Source organism: Nocardioides sp. CF8 (assembly GCF_000389985.1).
GTDB lineage: Bacteria > Actinomycetota > Actinomycetes > Propionibacteriales > Nocardioidaceae > Nocardioides > Nocardioides allogilvus.
In genome coordinates, this window is the sequence record NZ_CM001852.1 from 1,090,187 (window position 1) to 1,101,137 (window position 10,951).

Sequence of the window (10,951 nt, forward strand, 5' to 3'; positions counted from 1 at the left end):
ATCCGGTGTCGCTGGTCGACGCGTCGGGCGCAGCGGTGGCGCGTGGTCTCGTCAACTTCGACGCCGACGAGCTGCCCGGCCTGCTCGGCAGGTCGAGCAAGGACCTGAAGCGAGAGCTCGGATCGGCGTACGAGCGCGAGGTCGTGCACCGCGACGACCTGATCGTCCTCTGAACCTCCACCGCCAGCGGTAGGTTGCCCGCGTGGCAACCACCGAGGAGGACGTCGAGGAGCTCGCCTTTCGCAGGCTGTACGGCGACTGGCAGGCGCTCGACCCGGCGGGCACGGCCGACTTCATGGCCGGCTATCCGGGGGAGTGGTGGATCGTCGGCGGCTGGGCGATCGAGGCGTTCACCGGGGTGTCGCGCCCGCACGAGGACATCGATCTCGTGATCTGGCGGCGGGACCTGGCGCTGTTCCGCGAGCACGTGGGGGACCGGCACCACATCTGGAGCGCCGGCAGCGGCGCCATCCGCCCGCTCAACGACGACTGGCCCGAGCCGCACGTGGACGCCGGGCAGGTGTGGCTGCGCGACCACGCGACGGCCCCGTGGTTCCTCGACTGCATCCTCTCCGAGGACCGCGACGGGTTGTGGGTCAGTCGCCGCGACCCCGACCACGTCGTGCCGCTGGCCGACGTCACCTGGGTCGCCGACGACGCGATCCGCTACATGCGACCCGAGGTGGTCCTGCACCACAAGGCGCGACTGCTGCGTCCCAAGGACACCGCCGACCTCGCCTCCACCTGGCCCCTGCTGGATGCCGGGGCCCGGGACTGGCTGCGCGGCGCCGTACACCTCGAGCGCGCCGACCACCCGTGGCTGTCGGGCACGATGGCGCAGTGAGCCCGGCGTCGCGGAAAGTCGTCCGCGCCCCGGTGCCGGATAGGCTTGGTCGGTCATGAACACCGCACCCGTCTATCTCGACCACGCCGCGACCACGCCGATGCTGCCGGTCGCGATCGAGGCACTGACCGCGCGACTGGTCGAGGTGGGCAACGCCAACTCGCTGCACGCCTCGGGCCGCAACGCGCGCCGCGTCGTCGAGGAGGCCCGCGAGACCATCGCCCGGGCCCTGGGCTGTCGTCCGGGCGACGTGGTCTTCACGGCCGGCGGCACCGAGTCCGACAACCTCGCGCTCAAGGGAATCTACTGGGCCCGACGGGCCGAGGACCCGCGCCGCGTCCGCATCCTGTCCACCGCGATCGAGCACCACGCCGTCCTCGACCCCCTGGTCTGGCTCGGCGAGGCCGAGGGTGCCCAGGTCGAGCTGATGCCGGTCGACCAGCAGGCCCACCTGCGCCTCGACGCGCTCCGCGAGGCCGTCGAGCGCGATCCCGCCTCGGTCGCGCTCATCTCCGTGATGTGGGCCAACAACGAGGTCGGCACGCTGCAGCCCATCGCCGAGGTCGTCGCGCTGGCCGCCGAGCACGGCATCCCGGTCCACACCGACGCGGTTCAGGCCATCGGCGCCGTACCCGTCGACTTCGCCGCGTCCGGTGTCGACGCCCTCAGCCTGACCGGGCACAAGGTCGGCGGCCCCTACGGCGTCGGTGCCCTGATCGTGCGCCGCGACCTCCAGGTCTCCGCGCTCGTCCACGGCGGCGGGCAGGAGCGCGACATCCGCAGCGGCACCCTCGACCCGCCGGCGATCGCCGGCCTGGCTGCGGCCATCGAGGAGTCGGTCAAGAACCAGGACGAGCACGCCAGCCGCCTGCGTGCGCTGCGCGACGACCTCGTACGCCGCGTGGTGGAGGTCGTCCCCGAGGCACACCTGCACGGCGACCCCGAGCGGCGCCTCCCGGGCAACGCCCACCTCGGCTTCCCCGGCTGCGAGGGCGACTCGCTGCTGATGCTGCTCGACGCCCGCGGGATCGAGTGCTCGACCGGCTCGGCCTGCAGCGCCGGGGTGCCCCAGCCGTCCCACGTGCTGCTCGCGATGGGCTGTGACGAGGAGGCCGCGCGCCACTCGCTGCGGTTCTCCCTCGGCCACACCAGCACCGCTGCCGACATCGACGCGGTCGTCGAGGCGATCGGCCCGGTCGTCGAGCGGGCCAGGACCGCGAAGGCGCGTTGATGAAGGTCCTCGCTGCCATGTCGGGCGGGGTCGACTCCGCCGTCGCCGCTGCCCGCGCCGCCGGGGCCGGTCACGACGTCACCGGCATCCACCTCGCGCTCTCGCGCAACCCGAAGTCCTACCGCACCGGCGCGCGCGGCTGCTGCACCATCGAGGACAGCAACGACGCCCGCCGCGCGGCCGACATCATCGGCATCCCCTTCTACGTCTGGGACCTCTCCGACCGCTTCCACGAGGACGTGGTCGAGGACTTCATGGATGAGTACGCAGCCGGCCGGACCCCCAACCCGTGCCTGCGCTGCAACGAGAAGATCAAGTTCGCGGCCGTCCTCGACCGCGGCCTCGCGCTCGGCTTCGACGCGGTCGCGACCGGCCACTACGCCCAGCTGCGCACCGGCGCCGACGGCCTGATCGAGATGCATCGCGCGGTCGACATGGGCAAGGACCAGTCCTACGTCCTCGGGGTCCTCACCCAGGACCAGCTGGCGCACTCGCTCTTCCCGCTCGGCGACACCACCAAGCCCGTCGTCCGCCTCGAGGCGGCCGAGCGCGGGCTGCTGGTCGCCGACAAGCCCGACTCCCACGACATCTGCTTCGTCGCCGACGGCGACAACGCCGGGTGGCTCAAGGAGAAGCTCGGCGACCGCAATCCCAACACCGGCGGTGACATCGTCGACTCGACGACCGGCGACGTGCTCGGACAGCACGACGGCACGGTCGGCTTCACCATCGGCCAGCGCCGGGGCCTGCGCCTCGGCGTGCCCGCCGCCGACGGCAAGCCGCGCTTCGTCCTCGACATCGAGCCGGTCTCCGGCACCGTCTCCGTGGGCCCGCGCGAAGGGCTGCGCATCGACCGGATCGCCGGCATCAAGCCGCGCTGGTGCGGCACCGTCCCGTCCGTGCTCGACGGACCCGAGGTGACCGTGCAGCTGCGCGCCCACGGTCGCGAGCACCGCGCGAAGGTCCGCGTGGTCCCTGCGGATCCGTCATCCGGAACCGCATCAATGGGTGCAGATCGGCATGACGGACCGCGCGTCGAGATCGAGCTGCTCGACCCGGCCGAGGGGATCGCCCCCGGCCAGGCCGCCGTGATCTACGACGGCACCCGGGTCGTCGGCTCGGCCACCATCAGCGCGACCGCTCGCAGCTCCGAGCTCGAGCAGGCCACCGCGTGACCCTCGCGACCGGCGTCGGCTCCCTGCCCGGGGACGACGACCGGGCGTACGCCGAGGCGGTGCGCCTCACGTTGGGCGAGGTGCCCGACCTGGCGTTCGTGCCGGAGCTGCCCGGCAGGGGAGTGACCGCGAACATGACCGGTCGCGCGCTCGCGATCGTCGACGGCCTCGGCGTCGACCTCCAGCCGGCCGGGTGGCGGCTCACCGACGCGTCCGGCATCGACCACCGCCGGGCCCGGTCGCTGCTCGCGCAGGACCTCGACCAGGTCGAGGAGCAGGCGCAGGGCTTCACCGGCGCGTTCAAGGCGCAGGTCGCCGGGCCGTGGACCCTCGCCGCGACGGTGGAGAAGCCGCGCGGCGACAAGGTGCTCTCCGACCATGGTGCCCGCCGTGAGCTGGCCGAGGCGCTGGCCGAGGGCCTGCGTGGACACGTCGCCGACCTGCGACGCCGGCTGACCGGCGTGGAGCGGCTGATCGTCCAGGTCGACGAGCCGATGCTGCCCGCGGTCCTGGCCGCCCAGGTGCCGACCGCCTCCGGCTTCGGGCGCCACCGCACGGTGCACCCGCCCGAGGCCTCGGCTGCGCTGGGGATCGTCCTGGGTGCGATCGCGGACGCGGGCGCGGAGCCGTGGGTGCACTCGTGTGCCCCCGGGGTGCCCTGGGGCCTGGTCGCGGACGCCGGTGCGCGCGGACTGTCCGTGGACCACGCCATGTTGACCCCGAAGGACCTCGACGCGATGGCGCAGGCGCTCGACGACGGGCTCGTCGTCGCCCTCGGGGTCGTGCCCTCGACCGATCCCACGACCGCTCCCACCGATGCGGTGCTGACCGAGCAGGTCCTGCGCTGGCTCGACATGCTCGGCCTCGACCCGGCCGAGGTGTCGGGACGACTGGTGATCACGCCGTCGTGCGGCCTCGCCGGCGCGTCGCCCGACTGGAGCCGCCGGGCCCTGTCCCTGAGCCGGGACGTCGCCGGTCACCTCTGAGCGCGCGGCCTACGAGTCGCGGGCGTCCTGATGCAGCCGCAGCAGCTGCAGGGCGGAGGTCGAGGCGACGGTGTTCCACGCCTCGACCCCGGTCAGCATGTAGTGGCCCAGCGCGCCCATGTCGACGAGCTCGACGGCGGTGGCGATGCCCTTGGCGCGCTCGACGTAGCGGGTGGTCTCGGCGAACGAGGTGATGCGGTCCCGGCGACCGTGGGCTGCGACCAGGGCCCGCCCGGACAGCGTGGAGACGGGGTCCTCGGCCGCCCACCACGGCGCCAGCCCGACGACGCCGACCACGGACGGGTCGTCGGCGACGTGGACCGCCACCCGCGCGCCCATGGAGTGGCCCAGCAGCACGACGGGTACGTCGCCGTGCGCCGTACGCACCGCATCCAGTGCCCAGCGGGCGTCCTCGATCCGGTCCCGGCCGCCGTTCCAGCCGCGCTCGCGGTAGCGCAGCAACCACACGTGCGCCTCGGCGGCGTGGGCCTTGGCAGCGATCGACCGCGCCATCCACTCCGAGCGACGCCACGACGCGCTGCGGCGGTCGACGGGCTGCCGCGAGCGGGGCTTGCCGCCGTGGAGCATCAGCACGACGGCCTCGGCAGGCCCGCCGGCGGCGTAGGTCGTCAGGGTGGGTTCGCTCACGTGGATCCCTTCGGAGCCGCCCGCCCCTCCGGATTGGACACGCCGACCCGCCCGAGCGGCTCGGGCGGGTCGGCGTGGACGCTTCATGGGGTGGGTCAGTGTCCCGGGACGCTCGCGGGTCCGTCGGTGGCGAGCTCCTCGTGCTTCACGTTGAGGAACAGCCACACGATGAGCGAGCCGGCGGCCATCAGGAACGTCCCGAAGAAGAACGCCGCTGTGGCGCCGGTCGGGAACGAGCCCAGCTGGACGAGGCCCTGGATGACGCTCGGCTCCGCTCCAGCGAGGCCCTTGGCGACGCCGGGGGCGATCTTGTCGGCGTGGTCGGTGGCCGCGCTGCTCGCCACGGTGGACATGATCGCGAGCCCGAGGGCACCGCCGACCTGCTGCATCGTGTTGAGGACGCCGGAGCCGATGCCCGAGTCCTCGGCCCGCACGTGGTGCACGGCAGTCAGGGTGAGCGGCACGAAGACCGCACCCATGCCGAGCGACATCAACATGACGAACGGGAAGATGCTCGTCCAGTAGTTCACGTCGGCACCGAGGAAGGCGCTGGTCGACGCGGCCGACAGCACGTCGGAGGCGCCGTCCGGGACGTCGAGACGCGAGAACCCGAACAGTGCGACGGCCGCCATCGCCGTACCGGTGCCGGCGATGAAGCGCGGGTCGAAGCGGCTCACGAGGTTGGACACGATGGTGGCCGAGATGACGATGCCGACGCTGAACGGCAGGAACGCGACGCCGGCCTTGAGCGGGGAGTAGCCCATGATGTTCTGGATGTAGAGGCTGAGGAAGAAGAACATCGAGAACATCGCGGCCGGCATCAGCATCATCGCCGCGAACGACGCGGCACGCGTCTGGTTGGCGAAGATGCGGATGGGCAGCAGCGGGTGCTCCACGCGCGACTCGATCACCGCGAAGATCGCCAGCAGGGCCACACCACCCGCGAGCGACGCGAGGGTCACCGGGTCGCTCCACCCGTGGGCGGCGTCACCGGCGCGGGAGAAGCCGTAGACGAGGCCCAGCAGACCGAGGGTGCCGGTGATCGCGCCGGGGATGTCGAGCTCGCCGGGGTGACGCTCGGACTCCTGGAAGTAGCGGGGTGCGAAAGCGGCGGCGACCAGGCCGATCGGGACGACGATGAAGAAGGTCAGGCGCCAGCCGTTGACGGGCGTGCCGAGCAGCTCGAGGTCGTGGATGCCGGTGAGCCAGCCACCGAGGATCAGGCCGACCGCGGCACCCGCGCCGGACATCATGGCGTAGACGGCGAAGGCGCGGTTGCGCTCCTTGCCGGCCGGGAACGTCGTGGTGATCAGCGCCAGGGCGGCGGGGGAGGCGAGTGCGGCACCGAGGCCCTGGACGGCCCGCGACGACAGCAGCATGGCCTCGTTCTGCGCGAGGCCACCGGCCAGGGAGGCGATCGCGAAGATCGTGACACCGATCATGAAGATCCGGCGGCGGCCGTAGAGGTCGCCGAGGCGACCACCGAGGAGCAGCAGGCCACCGAAGGCGAGGGCGTAGCCGGTCACGATCCACTGCAGGTTGGACTGGGAGATGTCGAGGTCCTGGCCGATGAAGGGCAGGGCGATGTTGGCGATGGTGCTGTCGAGCACCACCATCAGCTGGGCGAGCGAGATGAGGACGAGCGCCCAGCGCAGGCGCTTGTGCTCCTCCGGGGTCACCTCGGGGGTGACCTCTGCGGTGTCAGTCATGAAGTTTCCTTCTCAGTGGGGTCGGTGGGGAACTGGTCTGAGGCTGTCGGCAGATGCGGACAGGTTGCGGCCGGAATGATGATCTGGTCGACGATTCGCGCGATGCGCTCCTCGTTGGGTTCTTCGCCGTGGAGGAAGAAGCGGTGCATGACGATGCCGGCCAGGGCCGGCGCGAGGACGGAGATGTCCGCGCCCGCGCCCAGCTCTCCGCGCTCGAGGGCACGGGCGAAGATCGCGGAGCTGGCCGCCACCTTGGGCGCGAGCACGTCGCGGCGGTAGGCCTCGGCGAACTCCTCGTCGCGCACCATCGCGGTCAGCACGCTGGTGAAGGTGGAGACGGCGCGGGCGTCGCCGAAGCCGCCCATGCCGCAGTAGGCGGCCATCAGGTCACCGCGCAGGGTGCCCGTGTCCGGCACCTCGCTCGGCTGCTTCTGGGAGAGCAGGGCGTCGATGACCAGGCTCACCTTGCCGTTCCAGCGGCGGTAGAGCGTGGCCTTGCTGGCCTTGGCAGCCGAGGCGACGGCGTCCATGGTCAGGCGGTCGTAGCCGACCTCGGCGAGCACGTCGAGGGTGGAGGTGAGGATCTCCTGCTCACGGTCGCCCTCGATGCGCGGGCGCGTCGCCTGCGGTTCCGGGGACGTCATGGTGGTGCTCCTGTCGTGATGAAACGAAACGGTTTCGTTCCCAAGCAGGAAAGTAGGGGAAATATTCCGATGGAACAACTTCGTTTCATCGAACGCGCGGCAAACTTCCCCAGGTTCGGGACGAGTGGGCGTGCCTGCACGCGTCGGCCCTGCAGCCGGGTGTCGGTGCGGACGGGCAAACTAGCCCCATGAATGAGTCGGAGAGCCCAGCCGTCGAGCCCGCGGCGCCCGAGGCCCGTGAGCGTCACCAGGAGCTGAGCGAGCAGGTGGAGGACGCCCGCTGGCGCTACTACGTCCTCGACGACCCGACGCTGTCCGACGCCGAGTTCGACGTGTCGATGCGCGAGCTGGAAGCGCTCGAGGAGGCCCACCCGGAGCTGCGGACCCCTGACTCGCCGACCCAGACGGTGGGCGGTGCGGTGTCGACCGAGTTCACCGCCGTCGACCACCTCCAGCGGATGGAGAGCCTCGACAACGCCTTCTCCTTCGAGGAGCTGGCGTCGTGGCACGCCCGGCTCGCCCGCGACGGTGTGGCGTCCGCCGACCTGCTCTGCGAGCTCAAGGTCGACGGCCTGGCGATCAACCTCCTCTACGAGCAGGGCCGCCTGGTCCGCGCCCTGACCCGCGGCGACGGCCGCACCGGCGAGGACGTCACGCCCAACGTCAAGACCATCGACTCGGTCCCGCACCGCCTGAGCGGCACCGACGAGTTCCCGGTCCCGGAGCTCGTCGAGGTGCGCGGCGAGGTGTTCCTCCCGGCCGCCGCCTTCGAGCGGCTCAACGCCTCGATGGCCGACGCCGGCAAGCCACTGTTCGCCAACCCCCGCAACGCCGCGGCCGGCTCGCTGCGCCAGAAGGACCCCAAGGTCACCGCGACCCGTGCCCTCGGCATGGTCTGCCACGGGCTCGGCGCCCGGCAGGGCTTCGAGCCCACGGCGCAGTCCGCGTCCTACGCCGCCATGCGGGCCTGGGGCCTGCCGACCTCCGACCAGGTCAAGGTCGTCTCAGGCCTGGCCGACGTCGAGGCCTACATCGAGCACGTGGGGGAGCACCGCCACACGATCGTCGGCTACGAGATCGACGGCGTCGTGGTGAAGGTCGACGACGTCTCGCTGCAGCGACGGCTCGGCTCGACGAGCCGTGCACCGCGCTGGGCGATCGCGTTCAAGTACCCGCCCGAGGAGGTCAACGCGCGGCTCCTCGAGATCCGCGTCAACGTCGGGCGCACCGGTCGCGTCACGCCGTACGGCGTCATGGAGCCGACGAGGGTCGCGGGCTCCACCGTCGAGAACGCCACGCTGCACAACTTCCACGAGGTGCAGCGCAAGGACGTCCGGCCCGGGAGCCCGGGGGACACCGTGGTGCTGCGCAAGGCCGGTGACGTGATCCCCGAGATCGTCGGCCCGGTGCTCGCGCTGCGCCCCGAGGGTCTGGAGCCGTGGGTCGCGCCGACGACCTGCCCGGCGTGCGAGACCCCGCTGGTCCAGCAGAAGGACGGCGACAAGGACATGCGCTGCCCCAACTACGCGAAGTGTCCAGCCCAGGTGCGCGAGCGCACCTTCTTCGTGGCCGGTCGTGGTGCCTTCGACATCGAGGGCCTGGGCTATGAGGCCGCCGTCGCGCTGATCGATGCCGAGGTGATCGCCAACGAGGGTGACATCTTCGGCCTCACCGCTGACCAGCTGCTGACCACCGACCTGTTCACGCGCGCGGCGAAGAAGGGAGCCCTTCGAGACGGCGCTGGCGCGTCTCCTCAGGAACCGGGATCCAGGGAGCTGTCCGCCAACGGTCAACGCCTGCTCGACAACCTCGACAAGGCGAAGGCCGTGCCGCTGTGGCGGGTCGTCGTCGCGTTGTCGATCCGCCACGTCGGACCGACCGCCGCGCGGGCACTGGCGACCCAGTTCGGCTCCATGCAGGCGATCGAGGAGGCCGACGAGGCGACGCTGGCCAACACCGACGGAGTGGGGCCGACGATCGCGGCGTCGGTGCGCGAGTGGTTCGACGGGCCCGAGGCCGACTGGCACAAGGAGATCGTGCGCAAGTGGCGCGAGGCCGGGGTGACCATGCAGGACGAGCGCGACGCCTCGGTCAGCCGCACCCTCGAAGGGCTCACGATCGTGGTCACCGGCTCGCTCGAGGGCTACACCCGTGACTCGGTCAAGGAGGCGATCATCGTGCGCGGTGGCAAGGCCTCGGGCTCGGTGTCGAAGAAGACCGACTACGTCGTGGTCGGCGACAACGCCGGGTCCAAGGCGGAGAAGGCCGAGCAGCTCGGCGTGCCCATCCTCGACGAAGCAGGCTTCGACGCCCTGCTGGCCGACGGCCCGGCCGTCGCCAGTGAGGCGTAGGACAACTCCGACCAGGTTTGCGACGTCCCACCTGTGGTTAGGAACCACAGAGGTCGTCTTCTCGGAGGTTTGAAATGCGTCTGCTCCCCACCATCACCGCTGCTGTGGTCCTGGGCCTGCCCGTCGTCGCGCTGGGAGCACCCGCCCACGCGGCTGCTCCGACGTGTGCGGGGGAGAAGGCATCGATCGTCGGCAACGCCAAGGCCAACAAGCTGACCGGTACGGCGAAGCGTGACGTCATCTGGGCCGGCGACGGCAACGACACGATCTCCGGGCTCGCGGGCAACGACCTCATCTGCGGCGGTGGCGGGGCCGACCGGATCTCGGGCGGCCCCGACGACGACCGCATCTTCGGTGAGCTCGACGGCTATGCCGCCGACAAGTTCGGTCGCTTCCACCGCGCCGGCGACACGATCGTCCCGGGTGCCGGCAACGACTACGTCGACCCCGGCTACGACGCCCGCGCGGTCTCGCCCGGCATCGACGTCAAGCCCGACACCATCAGCTACGCCGGCGCTCCCACCGCTGCGGTGGTCGACCTGCGCGCCGTTCCGGCCACGGTGGGCGCCGACGGCGCCGACACGATCGTGATCGCGGCCGGTTCGCCGATCGGCTTCGTCGGGACACCCTTCAACGACGTCATCCGCGGGACCTACAAGTCCGACCGGCTCCACGGCATGGCCGGTGACGACCAGATCTTCGGCCAGGACGGCGACGACGTCATCACCCCCGACGGCGACGACAGCGCTGGCAACGACATCGTCGACGGCGGCTCCGGCGCCGACAAGATCACCAGCGTGGCCGGCTACGACACCCTGATCGGCGGGCAGGGCAGCGACGTCATCACCAACACCTCGCTCAACAAGACCTTCATCAAGGGCGGCTCCGGCGGGGACACCGTGACCGTGCCGGTGCCGGGGGAGGCCGGCTTCGACGTCGTCGGCAACAGCGGGCAGGACAAGCTGCGCCTCGTCGCCTACGCCAACCCGGCCCTCTTCCCGACCGTGCGCATCGACCAGCGCAAGGGCCGGACCACGATCACCAAGCTGCAGTCCTTCACCGTCGTCGGCAAGATCCAGAGCTTCACCGAGGTCTCGCTGCCGGGCAACGCCAAGACGATCTACAAGGGCACGAAGAAGGGCGAGGTCATCGACGCCCACCCCGACTTCCGCGCGATCATCAAGGCGCGCGGTGGCTCCGACGTACTCACCGGATCCGACGAGAAGGACCTGCTGATCGGCGGCAGGGGCTTCGACCTCGGGTTCGGCAAGGGCGGCAAGGACACGTGCAAGCTGATCGAGCGCCGCAAGAGCTGTTGAGGACCGGCGCTAGGCCTTAAGGATCACGGGTTGGGGTGACACCC

Annotated in this window: 9 protein-coding genes and 1 pseudogene; 7 read left to right on the forward strand and 3 right to left on the reverse strand. The window is 71.2% G+C overall.

What is annotated here, in order from left to right; all coding sequences use genetic code 11:
* From CF8_RS22960 to CF8_RS05390, 5 genes and pseudogenes are all read left to right on the forward strand, one after another.
* Nucleotides 1–173 (forward strand): annotated as a pseudogene (locus tag CF8_RS22960) (glutamate 5-kinase); the annotation flags it as partial.
* Nucleotides 174–202: 29 nt separating this feature from the next.
* Nucleotides 203–844, forward strand: coding sequence for a hypothetical protein (locus CF8_RS05375; RefSeq protein WP_010832120.1), 642 nt, complete (start codon nucleotides 203–205; stop codon nucleotides 842–844).
* Nucleotides 845–899: 55 nt separating this feature from the next.
* Complete coding sequence (locus CF8_RS05380; protein WP_010832121.1) at nucleotides 900–2,075, forward strand: cysteine desulfurase family protein; 1,176 nt, start codon at nucleotides 900–902, stop codon at nucleotides 2,073–2,075.
* Nucleotides 2,075–3,250 (forward strand): tRNA 2-thiouridine(34) synthase MnmA, encoded by a 1,176-nt coding sequence (gene mnmA, locus CF8_RS05385; protein WP_010832122.1) that lies wholly within the window; start codon nucleotides 2,075–2,077, stop codon nucleotides 3,248–3,250. The genes CF8_RS05380 and mnmA overlap by 1 nt, the downstream gene beginning before the upstream one ends.
* Nucleotides 3,247–4,236, forward strand: a complete 990-nt coding sequence (locus CF8_RS05390; RefSeq protein ID WP_010832123.1) for a methionine synthase vitamin-B12 independent — start codon at nucleotides 3,247–3,249, stop codon at nucleotides 4,234–4,236. Before mnmA ends, CF8_RS05390 begins: the two co-directional genes overlap by 4 nt.
* A 9-nt stretch (nucleotides 4,237–4,245) precedes the next feature.
* Here CF8_RS05390 and CF8_RS05395 read toward each other — a convergent pair whose 3' ends face one another.
* The 3 genes from CF8_RS05395 to CF8_RS05405 all read right to left on the reverse strand — a co-directional run bounded on the left by CF8_RS05395 (nucleotide 4,246) and on the right by CF8_RS05405 (nucleotide 7,237).
* Nucleotides 4,246–4,884: an alpha/beta hydrolase gene (locus CF8_RS05395; protein WP_010832124.1), complete on the reverse strand. Its 639-nt coding sequence runs from the start codon at nucleotides 4,882–4,884 to the stop codon at nucleotides 4,246–4,248.
* 95 nt (nucleotides 4,885–4,979) lie between these two features.
* Nucleotides 4,980–6,593, reverse strand: a complete 1,614-nt coding sequence (locus tag CF8_RS05400) for an MFS transporter (protein ID WP_010832125.1) — start codon at nucleotides 6,591–6,593, stop codon at nucleotides 4,980–4,982.
* Complete coding sequence (locus CF8_RS05405) at nucleotides 6,590–7,237, reverse strand: TetR-like C-terminal domain-containing protein (RefSeq protein WP_010832126.1); 648 nt, start codon at nucleotides 7,235–7,237, stop codon at nucleotides 6,590–6,592. The genes CF8_RS05400 and CF8_RS05405 overlap by 4 nt, the downstream gene beginning before the upstream one ends.
* A 188-nt stretch (nucleotides 7,238–7,425) precedes the next feature.
* Between CF8_RS05405 and ligA the strand changes: the two genes are divergently transcribed.
* Together ligA and CF8_RS05415 are read left to right on the forward strand one after the other, a co-directional pair.
* The gene (gene ligA, locus CF8_RS05410; RefSeq protein ID WP_010832127.1) at nucleotides 7,426–9,588 is read left to right on the forward strand and encodes an NAD-dependent DNA ligase LigA; all 2,163 of its coding nucleotides are present in this window, start codon (nucleotides 7,426–7,428) and stop codon (nucleotides 9,586–9,588) included.
* 74 nt (nucleotides 9,589–9,662) lie between these two features.
* Nucleotides 9,663–10,907: a calcium-binding protein gene (locus CF8_RS05415; RefSeq protein WP_010832128.1), complete on the forward strand. Its 1,245-nt coding sequence runs from the start codon at nucleotides 9,663–9,665 to the stop codon at nucleotides 10,905–10,907.
* Nucleotides 10,908–10,951 lie beyond the last annotated feature (44 nt).

What these genes read in the sequence shown, in the direction of transcription:
- mnmA (WP_010832122.1), top strand. Translation starts at nt 2,075, where the DNA reads ATGAAGGTCCTCGCTGCCATGTCGGGCGGGGTCGACTCCGCCGTCGCC.
- ligA (WP_010832127.1), top strand. Translation starts at nt 7,426, where the DNA reads ATGAATGAGTCGGAGAGCCCAGCCGTCGAGCCCGCGGCGCCCGAGGCC.
- CF8_RS05415 (WP_010832128.1), top strand. Translation starts at nt 9,663, where the DNA reads ATGCGTCTGCTCCCCACCATCACCGCTGCTGTGGTCCTGGGCCTGCCC.
- CF8_RS05380 (WP_010832121.1), top strand. Translation starts at nt 900, where the DNA reads ATGAACACCGCACCCGTCTATCTCGACCACGCCGCGACCACGCCGATG.
- CF8_RS05405 (WP_010832126.1), bottom strand. Translation starts at nt 7,237, where the DNA reads ATGACGTCCCCGGAACCGCAGGCGACGCGCCCGCGCATCGAGGGCGAC.
- CF8_RS05400 (WP_010832125.1), bottom strand. Translation starts at nt 6,593, where the DNA reads ATGACTGACACCGCAGAGGTCACCCCCGAGGTGACCCCGGAGGAGCAC.